Origin of the sequence: Paraglaciecola mesophila KMM 241 (assembly GCF_000315015.1) — a bacterium.
Lineage (GTDB): Bacteria > Pseudomonadota > Gammaproteobacteria > Enterobacterales > Alteromonadaceae > Paraglaciecola > Paraglaciecola mesophila.
The window spans coordinates 1-15958 of record NZ_BAEP01000030.1 but is presented as its reverse complement, the minus strand read 5'-3'; the positions used below and the strand labels follow the sequence as shown (position 1 = coordinate 15958).

General features: G+C 44.1%; 16 protein-coding genes. 6 read left to right on the top strand and 10 right to left on the bottom strand.

The genetic code is table 11. The annotated features are described in order from the left end of the window. Nucleotides 1-93: 93 nt before the first annotated feature. From GMES_RS07075 to GMES_RS07050, 6 genes are all read left to right on the top strand, one after another. The gene (locus GMES_RS07075; protein WP_006991941.1) at nucleotides 94-1092 is read left to right on the top strand and encodes a branched-chain amino acid aminotransferase; all 999 of its coding nucleotides are present in this window, start codon (nucleotides 94-96) and stop codon (nucleotides 1090-1092) included. Nucleotides 1093-1168: 76 nt separating this feature from the next. Next, a complete protein-coding gene (gene hisF, locus GMES_RS07070; RefSeq protein ID WP_006991940.1) occupies nucleotides 1169-1942 on the top strand; it encodes an imidazole glycerol phosphate synthase subunit HisF in 774 nt (257 codons plus the stop codon). Between the two features lie 59 nt (nucleotides 1943-2001). Then, nucleotides 2002-2622, top strand: coding sequence for a bifunctional phosphoribosyl-AMP cyclohydrolase/phosphoribosyl-ATP diphosphatase HisIE (hisIE, locus tag GMES_RS07065; RefSeq protein WP_006991939.1), 621 nt, complete (start codon nucleotides 2002-2004; stop codon nucleotides 2620-2622). 252 nt (nucleotides 2623-2874) lie between these two features. Beyond that, on the top strand, nucleotides 2875-3432 hold the full coding sequence (locus tag GMES_RS07060) for a cytochrome b (protein ID WP_006991938.1): 558 nt from the start codon (nucleotides 2875-2877) through the stop codon (nucleotides 3430-3432). Then, the gene (locus GMES_RS07055; RefSeq protein ID WP_006991937.1) at nucleotides 3429-3998 is read left to right on the top strand and encodes a YceI family protein; all 570 of its coding nucleotides are present in this window, start codon (nucleotides 3429-3431) and stop codon (nucleotides 3996-3998) included. The genes GMES_RS07060 and GMES_RS07055 overlap by 4 nt, the downstream gene beginning before the upstream one ends. A gap of 320 nt (nucleotides 3999-4318) precedes the next feature. Next, nucleotides 4319-4783 (top strand): Hsp20 family protein, encoded by a 465-nt coding sequence (locus tag GMES_RS07050; protein ID WP_006991936.1) that lies wholly within the window; start codon nucleotides 4319-4321, stop codon nucleotides 4781-4783. A gap of 114 nt (nucleotides 4784-4897) precedes the next feature. On the opposite strand, the gene GMES_RS07045 is transcribed toward GMES_RS07050, so the two are convergent. The 10 genes from GMES_RS07045 to GMES_RS07000 all read right to left on the bottom strand — a co-directional run bounded on the left by GMES_RS07045 (nucleotide 4898) and on the right by GMES_RS07000 (nucleotide 15783). Next, nucleotides 4898-5287, bottom strand: a complete 390-nt coding sequence (locus tag GMES_RS07045) for an MAPEG family protein (protein ID WP_006991935.1) — start codon at nucleotides 5285-5287, stop codon at nucleotides 4898-4900. A gap of 132 nt (nucleotides 5288-5419) precedes the next feature. Then, on the bottom strand, nucleotides 5420-6064 hold the full coding sequence (gene adk / locus GMES_RS07040) for an adenylate kinase (RefSeq protein ID WP_006991934.1): 645 nt from the start codon (nucleotides 6062-6064) through the stop codon (nucleotides 5420-5422). A gap of 188 nt (nucleotides 6065-6252) precedes the next feature. Beyond that, on the bottom strand, nucleotides 6253-8175 hold the full coding sequence (gene htpG / locus GMES_RS07035; protein WP_006991933.1) for a molecular chaperone HtpG: 1923 nt from the start codon (nucleotides 8173-8175) through the stop codon (nucleotides 6253-6255). A 156-nt stretch (nucleotides 8176-8331) separates the two neighbouring features. Next, a complete protein-coding gene (gene recR / locus GMES_RS07030; RefSeq protein WP_006991932.1) occupies nucleotides 8332-8934 on the bottom strand; it encodes a recombination mediator RecR in 603 nt (200 codons plus the stop codon). Between the two features lie 265 nt (nucleotides 8935-9199). Continuing rightward, nucleotides 9200-10063: an AraC family transcriptional regulator gene (locus GMES_RS07025; RefSeq protein ID WP_006991931.1), complete on the bottom strand. Its 864-nt coding sequence runs from the start codon at nucleotides 10061-10063 to the stop codon at nucleotides 9200-9202. Nucleotides 10064-10328: 265 nt separating this feature from the next. Further along, on the bottom strand, nucleotides 10329-10655 hold the full coding sequence (locus tag GMES_RS07020; RefSeq protein ID WP_006991930.1) for a YbaB/EbfC family nucleoid-associated protein: 327 nt from the start codon (nucleotides 10653-10655) through the stop codon (nucleotides 10329-10331). A 31-nt stretch (nucleotides 10656-10686) separates the two neighbouring features. Then, nucleotides 10687-13398 (bottom strand): DNA polymerase III subunit gamma/tau, encoded by a 2712-nt coding sequence (dnaX, locus tag GMES_RS07015; RefSeq protein WP_006991929.1) that lies wholly within the window; start codon nucleotides 13396-13398, stop codon nucleotides 10687-10689. 9 nt (nucleotides 13399-13407) lie between these two features. Next, nucleotides 13408-13944 carry an adenine phosphoribosyltransferase gene (gene apt, locus GMES_RS07010; RefSeq protein ID WP_006991928.1) on the bottom strand — a complete coding sequence of 179 codons (537 nt, stop codon included), beginning with the start codon at nucleotides 13942-13944 and terminating at the stop codon, nucleotides 13408-13410. Between the two features lie 240 nt (nucleotides 13945-14184). Continuing rightward, nucleotides 14185-14934, bottom strand: coding sequence for an HvfC family RiPP maturation protein (locus tag GMES_RS07005; RefSeq protein WP_006991926.1), 750 nt, complete (start codon nucleotides 14932-14934; stop codon nucleotides 14185-14187). Continuing rightward, nucleotides 14935-15783 carry an HvfB family MNIO-type RiPP peptide maturase gene (locus GMES_RS07000; protein ID WP_006991925.1) on the bottom strand — a complete coding sequence of 283 codons (849 nt, stop codon included), beginning with the start codon at nucleotides 15781-15783 and terminating at the stop codon, nucleotides 14935-14937. It lies immediately after the preceding gene. Nucleotides 15784-15958 lie beyond the last annotated feature (175 nt).

The following is a 15958-nucleotide window of genomic DNA, read 5'->3' as shown; positions in this document are numbered from 1 at the left end:
GCTTACTAAATAATTGAATGACTTCAACCGTAAACGATCATGGCAAAGACACACCAGAGTCACCCCATGATCCCCTGTATTTAGGAAAAAGTAATGGCAGCATTTGGTACCGTTTTTATGCCTGAAATGGCATTGGCTACATTTGAAAATGATCAGTGGAATAAAGCGCAAATAGTTTCTGCAGACAGCATTAATCTGCACCCTGCAGCCCATGTTTTGCACTACTCAAGTACGTGTTTTGAAGGTTTGAAGGCGTTTAAACACGAAGATGGCAGTGTGCATGTCTTTCGTATGGATCAGAACATAAAGCGTTTTGCCCAAAGTTCTCGCTTCTTGTCGCTACCTGAAGTTGATGAAGCGCAAGTCGCGCAGATGATCATGGATATTGTGGCCAAATATGCTGACGATGTGCCGTTGCCACCAGGCTCGATGTATATTCGCCCAACACATTTCGGTACCGAGCCTGCTATCGGTAAAGCGGCAGTACCATCACTGACCTCTATGTTGTACGTATTGCTGTCGCCAGTAGGTGATTATTTCACTGGCGGAGCTAAAGCATTGCGCTTGCTGCTGGATGAAACAGGTATGCGCTGTGCACCGCACATGGGTATGATTAAAAGCGGTGGCAACTATGCAAGCGCCCTAGGCCCGATTTCTAAAGCGCGTGTTGAGCATAACGCCGATCAAATCTTGTTCTGCCCCAATGGCGACGTACAGGAAACTGGTGCAGCCAATTTCTTGCTGATTGATGGCAATGAAATCATCACCAAAGGTTTGGATTCGACCTTTTTACATGGTGTGACACGCAGCACTATTTTGACTCTTGCGGCTGACTTAGGCATGACCATCAGTGAGCGTGACATCACCGTCAGTGAGCTTCTTGAGCGCTCGGCTAAGCCTGGCGTTGAAGCTGCACTTTCGGGCACAGCTGCTGTACTCACGCCTGTGGGCACCTTTATTCATAATGATAAAGAATACACAGTCGGCAGCGGTGAAGCAGGCCCAACAACTGCGAAATTACGCCAAGCGTTAAATGATATTCAATGGGGTAAAGCCCCAGATGTTCATGGTTGGTTGAAGCGCGTTAAGTAATCCCTATTAGGACGCCTGCGTACGTAAAGTTGGCGTCTGTTGTTCGTATAAATATTTTGATTAAAAAAGGTTTTCTATGCTCGCTAGGCGCATTATTCCCTGTTTAGATGTTCGTGATGGTCTTGTGGTAAAAGGCGTTAAATTTCGTAATCATGAAACCATTGGCGAGATCGTACCTCTGGCGGAACTATACGCCCAACAAGGCGCTGATGAATTGGTGTTTTATGATATTACCGCTTCAAGTGACCAACGCGTAGTGGACAAAAGCTGGGTAACACGCATCGCGCAAGTCATTGATATTCCTTTTTGCGTTGCCGGCGGTATTAAGTCTGTTGAAGACGCTGGGCGCATCCTTGAAATGGGCGCAGATAAAATATCGATTAACTCCCCCGCTCTTGCTAACCCTAGCCTTATTCGTGAGCTACACGATACGTTTGGGCAACAGTGCGTGGTAGTCGGTATTGATAGCTACTTCAATGAAGAAACAGGAAAATACCAAGTACACCAGTACACAGGGGATGAAAGCCGCACGCAAATTACCCGTTGGCAAACCGCTGATTGGGTCAAAGAAGTGCAGCAACACGGTGCAGGCGAAGTTGTACTTAATTGCATGAATCAAGACGGTGTGCGCCAAGGTTATGATATTACGCAATTGGCTGCTATTCGTGAAAACTGCGCGGTTCCGCTTATCGCTTCAGGTGGCGCGGGTGAAAAAGTCCACTTTAAAGATGTGTTTGAACAGGCTGATGTTGACGGCGCATTAGCGGCGTCAGTCTTTCACAAAGGCATCATTCCAATACCTGATTTAAAAGCTTATTTGCGAGAACAACAGGTGGCTATACGCGATTAAGCGGTGCCCCTCCGCGAGCGAATTATACGATACTAAATTGATACGAATACGAGATAAACATGATCATCAATAAGCAAAACGTTGAGCAATTGGCTTGGCAAAAAATGGACAACCTTCTTCCTTGCATCGTGCAGGATGCCTCTACAGGCAAAGTCTTAATGCAAGGCTATATGAACAGCGATGCCATTCATCACACCCTTGAAACGGGCCATGTTACCTTTTTCAGCCGCTCAAAGCTGCGCCTTTGGACCAAAGGTGAAACATCTGGCCATACCTTGGATCTTGTTCAGCTCAGCGCTGATTGCGATCAAGATTCAATACTTGCTCTCGCTCACCCCAATGGCCCTACGTGTCACTTAGGTAACGAAACCTGCTGGGCTGATGCCGCTGCACCAGACGTCAGTTTTATCGCAGAGTTGGAGCAGGTTATTGCTTCACGCAAGGGTGCCTCTCCCGATTCGAGCTATACCGCCCATCTTTACAGTAAAGGGATAAAACGCATTGCTCAGAAAGTGGGTGAAGAAGGGGTTGAAACTGCACTTGCTGCAACGGTAAAAGATTTGGACGAGCTTAAAAATGAATCTGCTGATTTGCTGTACCATTTACTGGTGTTGCTACAAGCAAGTGATTTGACACTAAGCGACGTCATCGAAGTACTAAAAGCACGCCACGCAAAGTAGCCGCTTTGCCATTAGCTTAACAGTCGATTTATCAGCACAGTCGACTGTTGAGTGCTCTTCTATTTTCACTGTGCTCGCCTAATACCCGCCACGATACCTAATGCATCGCGCGACTCTCTTTATCCTGGAGTGTAACGGGTATGTATCCTGATATAATCGTTCTAATTTATCGATAATAAGCGTTACAAATTTGTCATACTAATTCAATAATACGAAGGGTATAGTATCTCTATTCTTTATTAGGTGTTTGAAATGCTTAAAAATTCGTTTCGGCAATATGGTTGGTTAAGTATCGCTATTCATTGGCTCAGCGCCGCTGTGGTTATTGGCATGTTTGCAGCAGGTTGGTGGATGGTCGAATTAAGCTATTACAGCCCTTGGTATAAAGATGCACCCCATTATCACAAAAGTGTCGGCATACTACTTATGTGCCTTACCGTTGTGCGAATTATCTGGAAAGTAAGCCAAGAGACGCCTAAACCGCTGGGCAAAGCCTGGGAAATATTAGCCGCAAGAGCCACTCACGCTCTGCTCTATATACTAATTATAACCTTGTTTGTGAGCGGTTATTTAATTTCCACCGCCGACAACCGAGGGATTGACGTATTCAACTGGTTTTCTGTGGCCCCTGTAGGTAAATTATTTACCAACCAAGAAGACTTATCGGGCATAGTTCATGAGTATTTTGCTTATACGCTCATCGCCTTAGCAAGCTTGCATGGACTAGCAGCGTTGAAACACCACTTTATTAATAACGACAATACACTGGTAAGAATGCTTACCTTTAAAAAACACAAGGAAAAGAAATGAGAAAGTCACTTTTAGCATTCAGTTTACTTGCCCTACTGACGGGCAAAGCATTTGCCGCAGATTATGTAGTGGATACAGCAGGCGCTCATGCCTCAATTAACTTTAAAATTCAGCATCTTGGGTATTCTTGGCTAACCGGTCGTTTTAATACCTTTGATGGCAAGTTCAGTTACGACCCGGCCAAACCTGAAGCCTCTACCATTTCAGTGAATATCAATACGGATAGTCTCGACTCAAACCATGCTGAGCGTGATAAGCATTTGCGCGGTGAAGAATTTCTATACGTAAAAAAATACCCAATCGCTAAGTTTGTGAGTACCAAGGTAGAAAGTCTAGGGGCAGAGCGCTTAAAGATATTCGGGGACCTATCTTTGCATGGGATCACTAAACCCGTGATCATCATGGCCGAGAAAATCGGAGAAGGAAAAGATCCTTGGGGCGGCTACCGTGTGGGCTTTTCAGGCACCACACGTATCGCTATGGCTGATTATGGCATTATGACGAATTTAGGGCCTAGCTCGACTCATGTTGAGCTGATGTTAAACCTAGAGGGTGTTAAACAATAACTCCCAATTGTGCTTTGACATATCATAGCCCGCTTCTCTGCGGGCTTTTTTTGTTATATTTACTGAAGAAATAAAATCAATAAAATCATAACGTTAAAATATAAATAAAATTTAATTTGCACTTTTCAATTGAAAAATGTTGTGCCTATCCCTACATAGTATTTGTCGACGCCGAAAGGGTCGATACAAATTCAAAGGATAAGAATTTGGCAGGAAACTGCAAAGCCCTAAGGGTTACGCGAGGACCGCGTTGTTAAAATAACGTCGCCGCTAGTCGGGACACTTTAATCTCATATTGCTTTATAAAGAGGATATGCAAAATGCGTAATATCGATCTATCTCCACTATACCGTTCATTCATTGGTTTTGACCACTTGGCATCAATGATTGACACTGCATCTCGTAACGAAAAACAATCTAGCTACCCTCCCTACAACATTGAGTTGATAGCCGAAGATAAATATCGCATCACTATGGCGGTTGCGGGTTTCGCAGAAAATGAAGTCTCGATAGAGGTGCAAGAAAACACCTTGAAAGTCACCGGCAACAAAGCCGCAGCGACGGACGAAGAGCGAAAATTCCTTCATAAGGGTATTTCTGAGCGTAACTTCGAACGCAAATTCCAATTGGGCGACCACGTCAATGTGCTCAACGCCAAAATGGAAAATGGCCTACTTCACGTAAATCTAGAGCGTGTGGTACCGGAAGCGAAGAAACCACGCACGATTCAAATTGGTAGCAATACTGAGAAGTTGATTGAGGGTGAAAGTAAACCCACGAGTTAACTTATAAAATTTGATGTGTGTTCCCTGTGAATCAAAACGGCGCCTAGTGAGCGCCGTTTTTTTATGCCTTTTATCGATTACAAAATGTCCCTATACGAGGACCTACAAAAAGTGCTAATAAAGATAAACGATGTTCTGCACCGATAATCCAATCAAAGCCACGAAGGTTAAAATCATGCCTGAAACGCGTTGCCAACTCGCCCCAGAATGATGTTTGAGGCCATAGGCGTGCACGATGCGACCTACGAGCAAGGCTACGCCAGCACTGTGCAGCACGATAGGGTATGAAGAGTTTATCTCTGCCACTAACATCAATACCAGCGTTAAGGGAACATACTCTGCAAAGTTCCCGTGGGCACGGATAACGCCTAAGAAATGGTTGTCTCCCCCATCCCCTAAGCTAATTTTCCCCGCTCGGCGACCTCTAACAACTAAAATTGAAAGGTATACAAAAGTGATCCCAAGTAGTCCACCATAAAATGCAGTAATAGGCGTGTGTAACATAATGAATAAGTTCCTGTTTTAGTGTGTTTGCGTTTTTAGTTTTGCATTATTCGAAACTGTTGTAGGCTGATTATAGACATAAAAAAACCCACTTTTCAGTGGGTTTTTCATCATTCAATTAAATAGCCATCATTAGCCAAGTAAAGATGACAACTGCTCGCTGACGACATCAACTGCTTTGGTACCATCAATTTTATGATACTGGCAGTTGTTAGCGCTCGCTTCAGCCTGATAATAATCAACCAGAGGCTTCGTCTGTTCATGATAAACACCTAAGCGGTGACGAACGGTATCTTCTTGATCATCAGCACGGATAACCAAATCTTCACCCGTTTCATCGTCTTTTCCGTCGTTTTGAGGCGGATTATATTGTAGATGGTATACACGACCTGAAGCAGGATGCACACGACGACCAGCCATACGCTCGACAATCACTTCATCGGGCACATCAAATTCAATAACATGATCGACTTTAATGCCCGCTTCTTTCATTGCGTCAGCTTGAGGGATAGTGCGCGGAAAACCATCTAGTAAGAAACCACCTTTGCAATCATCTTGTGCAATGCGCTCTTTTACCAAACCAATGATGAGCTCATCAGAAACCAGTTTTCCTTCGTCCATAACGCGCTTTGCGGCGTTACCTAACTCAGTGCCAGCTTTTATTGCTGCTCGTAGCATATCACCCGTAGAAATCTGCGGAATGCCGTATTTACCCATTAAATATTGAGCTTGAGTGCCTTTACCAGCACCAGGAGCACCAAGAAGAATAATACGCATATTCTTTGCCCTCGCCTTTAGTTAAAGTTAAAAAATTCTGTGCCGAACTTTACACATTCGGCCTTTTAGTTACAAGCCGTATAAGACGTATGTCTTAGGTCAAATGTGTAAACATCTAATAATGCATAATATACACAAAAAATGGGCTAAAGAGCCCATTTTTTAACGTTATGTTGAGTAATTTAGCGTTATTTTGCCAAATTCATTAGTAAGGTGTTTAAATTGTGCACAAAGGCTGCTGGGTCTTTCAGACTGCCTTGTTCTGACAATGCAGCTTGATCAAACAACACTTCAGTCCACTGGCCAAAACGCTCTTCATCTTGCTCGTCAGCTAGCATTTTCACCAAGCTATGTTCTGGATTAAGCTCAAAATGATACTTAGCCTCAGGTACTGGTTGACCTGCAGCTTGCATCAACTTAATCATTTGGGTAGACATGCCACTGCCATCTGCCACGATACACGCTGGAGAATCCGTCAGACGGTGAGTGAATTTCACCTCAGCCACTTTATCGCCTAGCGCAGTTTTAACGCGTTCAGTTAAGCCTTCAACTTTCTTCTCAGCTTCTTCTTGCGCCTTTTTGCTGTCTTCGTCGTCTAAATCACCTAAATCTAATTCACCATGAGTAATTGACTGGAATGACTTCTCGTCAAATTCAGTCAAATGCGACATAAGCCATTCATCCACACGGTCTGACATCAGTAAAACTTCAATGCCTTTCTTACGGAAGATTTCTAAATGCGGGCTAGATTTAGCTGCTTTGTAGCTATCTGCAGTAATGTAGTAGATTTTATCTTGGCCGTCTTTCATGCGACTAACATAATCGGCCAAAGAAACGTTTTGCGCATCGCTGTCATTTTCAGTCGAAGCGAAACGTAACAAGCCTGCCACTTTCTCTTTATTGGCGTGATCTTCAGCGGGGCCTTCTTTTAGCACATTACCAAATTCAGTCCAGAAGCCTTGATACTTCTCACTGTCATTTTTGGCAACACGCTCAAGCATTTGCAATACGCGCTTAGTACAGCCTTGACGAATAGCTTGAGTGATTTTGTTATCTTGCAAAATTTCACGAGATACGTTCAAAGGTAAGTCGTTTGAATCAAGCAAACCTTTCACGAAACGCAAATACGTCGGCATGAATTGTTCAGCGTCATCCATAATAAATACGCGTTGAACGTATAACTTCAAGCCGTGCTTTTGGTCACGGTTCCACATATCAAACGGTGCTTTAGCTGGGATATACAGTAAGCTATTGTATTCAGTTTTGCCTTCAACTTTATTGTGTGACCATACAAGCGGATCAGCAAAATCGTGTGAAATATGCTTATAAAACTCTTTGTATTCTTCGTCAGACACTTCAGACTTATCACGTGTCCATAGGGCTGTTGCCTTGTTTACTGCTTCCCACTTTGCAGGTTGCGCAGGTACTTTTTCGCCGTCTGGGCCATCGCTTTCTGGTACTTCTTCTTTGTACATCATCACAGGAATACTGATGTGATCAGAATACTTGCTAACGATTGAACGTAAACGCCAGTCATCTGCGAACTCTTTTTCGTCTTCACGTAAGAACAAGGTAATTTCAGTACCACGGTCTGCTTTTTCGATATCCGCAACCGTAAATTCGCCTTCACCTTCGGATGTCCACTCAACGCCTTTACTGGCATCGTCGCCTGCAGCACGCGAGCGCACGACCACTTTTTCAGCTACGATAAACGCAGAGTAAAAACCAACACCGAACTGACCAATTAATTGTGAGTCTTTCGCTTGGTCACCCGATAAATTACTGAAAAATTCAGAGGTACCTGATTTTGCAATCGTGCCTAAATGCTCAATGACACTCGCTCGGTCCATACCGATACCATTGTCACGGATGGTGATAGAGCCAGCGTCTTTATCAATGCTTAATTTAACGCATAAATCGCCGTCACCTTCGTATAGGCTATCATTCGACAGCGCCTTGAATCGCAATTTGTCTGCTGCATCGGCAGCATTAGAAACAAGTTCACGAAGAAATATTTCTTTATTTGAATAAAGTGAATGGATCATCAACTGAAGCAATTGTTTTACTTCGGTTTGAAAGCCATGAGTTTCTTGATGGGCAACGTCAGCCATGGACAAGTATCTCCTAAGTTAGTTGGTTTCTGTTTGTGAGTAAGGAGATAAGGTCGCTTGAAGGCATTTCAATACAAAAGATGAAAAAATTGTAACTATCAGTGAGATAATTAACGGCCTAAGAACTAGACCGCCAAAAAACGTAGAATTTTTCGCCTAAGACAGGCTTCTGCGACCCACAAAGGCATGCGTCAACGTATTGCCATCAACATACTCCAACTCGCCACCCACCGGCATACCGTGGGCTAAGCGAGTCGCTTGAATGTCTCGCGCAGAGCACATCTGACCAATGTAGTGTGCCGTTGCCTCACCTTCAACCGTAGGGTTGGTCGCGAGGATCACTTCCGTCAAATCTTTGCTGTCTAACAAATTCGCCAACTCGTCTAACCCTATTTCACTCGGCCCAATACCATCGATGGGCGATAAATGCCCCATCAATACAAAGTACAAGCCTTTAAATTCGGCGGTTTGCTCAATCGCCACAACATCTTGGGGAGATTCGACAATGCACAACGTGCCCGCTTCGCTTCGTGTAGGGTGAGCACAAATTTCACACAACTCGCTTTCGGTAAACGTACGACACTGCTTGCAATGTCCCACATGTTCCATGGCGTTGTGTAACACTTGGCTTAACTGCAAGGCACCACTTCTATTTCGCTCTAACAAATGAAACGCCATACGCTGAGCACTTTTTGGGCCCACACCGGGTAACACTTTAAACGCGTTAATAAGCTCTAAAATAAGAGGACTGAGTTTCATCTTTACTGCCTTGAGTGAAATAGTAATTTTACTTGCTATAAATTTGTGACGCCAAACACCTAACCGTATAATTAAGCTTACTGATTATTAAGCGACATGCTTAACAAACCAAGGATTCACGCACGCCAAGCATGGTTCACAAGCAGCGCATACTAACGTGTTTATTAATATTTCTCTATCCCCAAGTCGGCCAATTTTTAAGTGCTTAGTCATGCTACTCGTGTTTGTTTATTAACTTAATAAGAACAAGGGTATCGCCTGTTAGTCACGCTATAGGCAAATATATATCAGTTATCATTTCACCCTCTGGTACGTCGGGAAACAAGCTAACTCTTTCAAAAAAAAGTGGGAAATTACGGAGCTCAAAGCAGGAATTCTCTAACCATTTTGAATAAAGGAAATTTACCACCTCCCCAATAGTGTCATCACTGCCGATATGCCTAACAACTGCGCATTTTCCTGCTGGGATTGTTTTATTAATCACCCCATATTCATTTGCGTCAATTGCGTGAGGAGTAGAACAGCAAATATCAAACCTATAACCTTCTGGCTCAGTAGAACTCGGATCATCATAAACCAAATTAAAAGTCTTGCTTATCCTAGGTGGCAGATGATTAAACTTTCTCCATTGGATAAATGTTTGTATTGTATTTACGAGTAAATTCGGCGCTCCTCTGTGCTCTAAAGCTGCAATTGGTGTTTCGGGGAAATCAATTAACTCGACTTTACAATCAGAATTCACTTTCATATTTTTACACCTTAGCGTTAACACTGATTCATATATAGTTTGCCAAGGAGTCCAATCAGGTTTCTTCCTGAATTCGTACGGGCTTTTATCGAAGTGCTTTTTAAAAGCCCTAGAAAACGCTTCGTGACTTTCATAACCATTTTCAATGGCAATATTTATAATTTTATCGCCCCTATACGCTAACCGAAATGCGGCTCTTTTGAGTCTCAATACTCTTACAAGCGCCATTACAGATATGCCAAAGTATATGGAGCATTGCCTATGAAAATGGAATTTTGATAAGTTCGCGTGCTGGCAAAGCTTATCGAGATCAATTTCCTCATCAAGGTTAGCTTCAATATACGTCACTACATCTGCAAACCGATCGCGATCTTTGGCCATATAACTCGTTTTCTCCTTAGCCGTTAAATACTAACAACGGTATAAATATGACTCTTGACCAAAATTGCTTATTTCTGAAATTAAGTGACGCTTTTAATCCATGATGCCCCCACAAAGAAGTCCTCTTTATGTCAACCTATTTGGAATGGGACAGAACAAACAAAAAAGCCCTAGTAAAAACTAGAGCTTCATATAAGAGGATTATCCCCTATTTGTCCCCAAGGCTATTTAAACGCTTGGACGCCAACAATTCGGGGGATACTAACTAGAACGGCATTTTGAAGCCGGGAGGCATCGCCATGCCGCCAGTGACGTCGGCCATTTGCTCTTTGGTAGTTTCTTGAACGCGGCGTACAGCGTCATTGATTGCAGCGGCAACCAAGTCTTCAATCATCTCTTTATCGTCTTCCATCAAGCTGTCGTCGATGTCAACGCGGCGTACGTTGTGGTTACAGGTCATAGTGACCTTCACTAAACCTGCGCCAGACTCGCCGGTAACTTCCATTTTGGCTAGCTCTTCTTGTTTCTTCTGCATGCGCTCTTGCATTTGTTGCGCTTGCTTCATTACGTTGCCCATTCCACCTTTAAACATACTTTTTCTCTCTTAATCTTTGAAATAAAACTTAGCGTGCTTTGATCGAATCATTTAGCACTTGGGCGTTGAACATGTCTTTAAACATACAAATGGACTCATTAGTTTCGACCACCTGCTTGGCATATTCAAATCGCACACGATTAATACTTTGTTGTAACGCAAACGGCGTGTTAATTGCGTCACCTACATGTACCTCTAGGGTAATTTGTTGTTGCAACACATCACTCAGTGCGCACTGCAATTGCTCTTTGGCTGACTCGGTGTTGAGGTGCTCCTTGGTTTGTACCAAATTGAGCACGACTTTGTCTCCATCCCGAGTGAACTCAGAGTGCAGCGCCAGTTGCTTCGTAAGCGCTGCCACTTGCATCTGTGTTATCAACGCGCTCCATTTATCCAATTGGGGCGCTATTGTGACCTTCTCACCCGATTCAAGAAATGCAGGTACCTCATAGTCCACCTCACATTCTAAATCTTGCGCTAAATGAGCAGTGGGGTCGAAAACGGTATTTTCAATCTCTTGTTCGTTTTCTGATATTTCTTCTTGCGCGTCAACGGGGACCGTCACTTCATCAAGGGCTAACGCCTCATGGCTTAGCTCATTAACGGGTACTTCTCCAACAGTGACTTCATTAACGCTTACTTCATCAATGTCGTTGATGTCATCAAGCGAAGCTTGATGACTAGCATCATCAGTCGCCCAGGGCGGTGTTTCGCCTAACTCTGCGTGATGTGCATTGGGCTCATCAGCATCGTTTGGGTAAGGTGCATCAGCTTGAGCAGAATACGCGTGAGGCGCAGATTGCCCAGGTGAAGGCTGCTCAGATGAAGATTGCTCAGATAAACTCGGTTTTTCAGTAGAAGTAGCCTGAGTGTCCGGTTGATTCCTGGGAATTGTGCCAGCCATGGGTTCAACCCCCGGCCCGCTGCCACCAGGCAAAAACTGACTGGCATCATAACCACCTTCAGACTTTTTTACTGAAGGGGCATTCTCCTGTTCTTCTTCCGCCGCTTGAGTTAATTTGCGGCGCAGCGCGAGTAAACTTTCGGTAGATTGACTTTGCGGCTTAAGGGCTTCTTGCTGATGGTCGACAGCGGTATTCGTATCATACGCTTGCTGATCCTGCGGCTGTATAAAATACTCAGCTTCTTGCAAAATGCCTGCTTGTTGCGCTTCCATATCCTGCATTTGTGCACTGTGATATTCGTCATCATCAAATGGCTGAACTGAGACTTCATCTGCTCGTGTCTCTTCAACAACGGCTGCATCTTCCACTTGATTTCGTACCGCTGCATTATCTGCATGCGTACTTTGCGAGCCCATCGCCTGAGGGGTTAGACTGTTCTGACGAGCTGTAGAATCACTGTCTTTAGTAAAATCGTTGCTAGACGCAAAGTCACTAGGGGTAGATGGCGCATCTTGTGGCGCAGCCACACTTTGCGTGTTATCAACCTCAGTAGCTATTGTTGGTACTTGGGGTGTTTCCTCAGCTTGTGCCGGAGCTGCTACAACAGTTTCTTTAGTCTCAACTGGCGTGTCGTCAGTCGGTGTAGCAGGGTCGTGTTCGTCTTGCATTGGCAGCGGTGCAATACTCGGCCCACTACTCGGTGCTGAGCTTGGTGTCATTGCCACTAGCTCTTCAACACTGGTATTTACTTGCACTGGGCTAAAGGCCAACATGCGCAGCAGTGTCATTTCCAAGCCTGTTCTGGCATCTGCGGCAAATGGCATATCGCGCTTGCCTTGCAATGCAATTTGATAAAGCAGTTGTATGTGCTCTGGCACTGCATTTTTTGCTAACTGATAAATTGCCCGAGCGGAAATAGTCTCAAGCTTGCATGCATCAGGTACAAATTGGGTCAAAGCGATTTGATGTAGCAAACTCATCAATTCATTCAGCACTTGGCTATAATCGACGGCTTGTTCAGACATAAAGTCGACCAATTCAAACACCGACTCATTTTGCTTATTCAGCACAGCATTGAGCAACTTAAGAACTTGGGTTTTGTCCATTAAACCGAGCATATCAGTGACTATGCTTAAACTAACGTTGCCATTTCCTTGCGCGATGGCTTGATCTGATAAGCTCAGCGCATCCCGCATACTGCCCTGGGCAGCTCTGGCTATCTGGGCCAGTGCTTCTGGCTCATTTTGAAGTTGCTCTTGAGTAAAAACATGCTGCAGTTGCTGGGCAATTTGCGCTCGCGATAAAGCTTTGAGATTGAACTGTAAGCAGCGAGATAAAATTGTGATCGGTAGTTTTTGCGGATCGGTCGTGGCCAACAAAAATTTAACGTGTGGCGGTGGCTCTTCAAGGGTTTTAAGCAGGGCGTTAAAACTATGCTTAGACAACATGTGTACTTCATCAATTAAGTACACTTTATATCGACCGCGCGAGGGACGATATTGTACGTTGTCTAATAATTCCCGAGTATCTTCGACCTTTGTGCGTGAGGCTGCATCGATTTCTAACAGATCAACGAAGTTGCCCTGCTCTATTTCAACACAGGTAGAGCATTTACCACAGGGTTTAGAGCCCATGCCCAGTTCGCAATTTAGACTCTTGGAAAAGATCCGTGCGATAGTGGTTTTACCCACACCACGCGTACCCGTAAACAAATAAGCGTGGTGTAAGCGGTCATTATCAAGTGCATTTGAAATGGCTGCGACTACATGCTCTTGACCAACTAATTCACTGAAATTATTCGGCCGCCATTTTCGCGCTAGAACTTGATAGCTCATGTTATTGGATTACTCGCCTTCGAACTCACAAATTGAATGACTTTGTACACCGATTTCCTGAAGTTTTGCTTCACCACCTAAATCAGGTAATGAAATAACAAAACCAGCGTGCTCAACGATACCACCTAAGCGTCTAATTAAATTCGCAGTGGCGATCATTGTCCCACCGGTAGCAAGCAAGTCATCTAACATCAAAACTTTCTCACCCGGTTTGACCGCATCTTCATGGATCTCTAGGCAGTCGGTACCGTATTCAAGATCGTAGCTTTCGCTAATCACTTTTCGCGGCAGTTTATTGGGCTTACGTACAGGTATAAAACCAATACCTAGCTCAATTGCCAGAGGCGCACCGAATAAAAAGCCGCGGGCTTCTGTGCCAGCCACTTTATCGAAATTGTATGGAGCGAACTCTTTTACCAAAAGTTCGATACTCGTCGTGTACGCTTTATGGTCTTCAAGAATCGAAGTTACGTCACGAAATAAAATCCCAGGCTTGGGATAATCAGGTACGGTTTTAATAACCGACTTTATATAAGCAGCGGGCACAGCTTTCCCCGTTGTAATGGATAATTAAAAAACGACGGTTAAAGGAAAACCATCCAACCAAGGATGACATGCATTAATGGCAGTGCCAGTAACGTCAACAGCCCAGCGGCCAGATAAGTGAAGTTGAACGGATCTTGAGAACCATTATTATCTTGCATTGAAAACCCCATTCGTCGCGATTTAACTAATATGAATTCAGCCGTAAATGGTAATTCAAACAAATAAAAATTGATAGCCTATTTACGTGCTAATCGCATACGGTACGAGTATCTGTTGCTCTAGCATTTGCTGCACAATGTGATTTACGCCTTGTATCACTTGCGTTGGTTCTATTTGCGGGAGACTTTCAATCATACTTTGATTCAGTGACTCAAGTGACAAATGCTGATTATTTTCAATCGTGACGAGCAAATGGGCTGTCATGGCGGTTATCAGTGTAAAATCTACTTGATCGTCACTATCACGATGGATCACTAAATAAACAGGCTCGCCAGGTTCGCTTGGTTGATAATCTTGGCTAATTTGGTGCACGGGAAATTGGTAACTGACCACGCTGGCTAGTTGTGACAATTGCACTGCTGTTATCTTTTGTGCTGCGTCGTGTGTTTGGGTCTGGGTTTGCTTTCTGATAGATACCGTAAGCTCCATCCATTCGTAGTGGGCCAGTTCAGCCATAAAAATGGGGTCATGTGGCTGGCGTTCGTATTCATTGCTTAAATACTCAACGAACTCTTTACTGATATCCGTAAAATAGGGCGAACGGCATTCGTGCTCAGCAAAAAACTGACGAGCAAGAGCGTTCCATTGCTCGACCGTATACAAACTCTCAAGCACAGGAAAGCCAGAACTGAGAAACCCCTTGATATTGTTGAAGAACAAATCGCGGTAGATTTCCATTCGTCTTGGCTCGATGCCATGTGAGAAAGGATGAGTAGCAGGATCTTTTAGGTGATCAATGAACGCCAGCTGGGTCTTTTGAAAGTCGTACATTTATGCCAAATCCTTGTGTGTTTCGGCCGCCCTGTGCTTATGTTGAATCTGTCGGATTTTGTCAACTTCAAGCAAGAGTTCTTCAATCGGAGGTATATTAAAATCACGCTCTAACAAAGTGGGAAAGACGCCGTGGATCTCATACGCTTTTTCGAGTAAATCCCATACAGGTTGAATCACATCAGCGCCGTGCGTGTCCACTTTCAAATCGTCTGCTTCATCATAGTGCCCAGCAATGTGACCATAGACAATACGTGCTGTTGGCATGGCCTTCAAAAATGCCTCAGCGTCATAGCTATGGTTAATTGAATTTACATAGATATTGTTTACATCTAACAGCATTTTACAATTTGATTCTTCTAGTACTGCTACTGTAAAGTCTTGTTCGCTCATATTGGCGTTGGGCGCAGCATAGTAAGATACGTTTTCTAGTATGAGTGGCCGCTCAATTATGTCTTGCACCATATTTACTCGCTCAACCACGTACTTCACGGCTTCTTCACTGAATGGGATCGGCATCAAATCGTAGAGATGGCCCTTACCTGAACAATAACTTAGGTGCTCGCTGTAATGCTGAATATTATGGGTATCAAGAAACGCTTTTACGTCTTTGACGAAATTAATGTCTAACGGCTCGGGGCCACCAATAGACAGTGAAAGCCCGTGGGTCGTAAACTGACTCCTGCTGGTAAACTGATTGAGCTGTTTTTGGTACTTTCCTCCCAGCGGGATCCAGTTCTCGGGGGCAACTTCCCAAAAGTCGACAGCGCGAGGAATATCGTCAATTAATTCGTTGATCATCTCACGGCGCAGGCCTAAACCCACACCTGATAAATGCTTACTCTGCATCACTTACCTCTTCACTGCCGGTACAAATACTATTCTAACTACTTTTCAATTACTGTTTAGGCTTAGCCGACAACTTACGTCGCCTAAACAATAAAGGCCAGCAAAGCTGGCCTTTATTCAGAAAATTCTATTTAAGAATTAAGCTTGGCCACCACATTTACCTTCGCCGCACTTA

Excerpts from the sequence above, each read along its gene's own strand:
- GMES_RS07075 (WP_006991941.1), top strand. The coding sequence starts at position 94 with ATGGCAGCATTTGGTACCGTTTTTATGCCTGAAATGGCATTGGCTACA.
- hisF (WP_006991940.1), top strand. The coding sequence starts at position 1,169 with ATGCTCGCTAGGCGCATTATTCCCTGTTTAGATGTTCGTGATGGTCTT.
- hisIE (WP_006991939.1), top strand. The coding sequence starts at position 2,002 with ATGATCATCAATAAGCAAAACGTTGAGCAATTGGCTTGGCAAAAAATG.
- GMES_RS07060 (WP_006991938.1), top strand. The coding sequence starts at position 2,875 with ATGCTTAAAAATTCGTTTCGGCAATATGGTTGGTTAAGTATCGCTATT.
- GMES_RS07055 (WP_006991937.1), top strand. The coding sequence starts at position 3,429 with ATGAGAAAGTCACTTTTAGCATTCAGTTTACTTGCCCTACTGACGGGC.
- GMES_RS07050 (WP_006991936.1), top strand. The coding sequence starts at position 4,319 with ATGCGTAATATCGATCTATCTCCACTATACCGTTCATTCATTGGTTTT.
- GMES_RS07045 (WP_006991935.1), bottom strand. The coding sequence starts at position 5,287 with ATGTTACACACGCCTATTACTGCATTTTATGGTGGACTACTTGGGATC.
- adk (WP_006991934.1), bottom strand. The coding sequence starts at position 6,064 with ATGCGTATTATTCTTCTTGGTGCTCCTGGTGCTGGTAAAGGCACTCAA.
- htpG (WP_006991933.1), bottom strand. The coding sequence starts at position 8,175 with ATGGCTGACGTTGCCCATCAAGAAACTCATGGCTTTCAAACCGAAGTA.
- recR (WP_006991932.1), bottom strand. The coding sequence starts at position 8,934 with ATGAAACTCAGTCCTCTTATTTTAGAGCTTATTAACGCGTTTAAAGTG.
- GMES_RS07025 (WP_006991931.1), bottom strand. The coding sequence starts at position 10,063 with ATGGCCAAAGATCGCGATCGGTTTGCAGATGTAGTGACGTATATTGAA.
- GMES_RS07020 (WP_006991930.1), bottom strand. The coding sequence starts at position 10,655 with ATGTTTAAAGGTGGAATGGGCAACGTAATGAAGCAAGCGCAACAAATG.
- dnaX (WP_006991929.1), bottom strand. The coding sequence starts at position 13,398 with ATGAGCTATCAAGTTCTAGCGCGAAAATGGCGGCCGAATAATTTCAGT.
- GMES_RS07005 (WP_006991926.1), bottom strand. The coding sequence starts at position 14,934 with ATGTACGACTTTCAAAAGACCCAGCTGGCGTTCATTGATCACCTAAAA.
- GMES_RS07000 (WP_006991925.1), bottom strand. The coding sequence starts at position 15,783 with ATGCAGAGTAAGCATTTATCAGGTGTGGGTTTAGGCCTGCGCCGTGAG.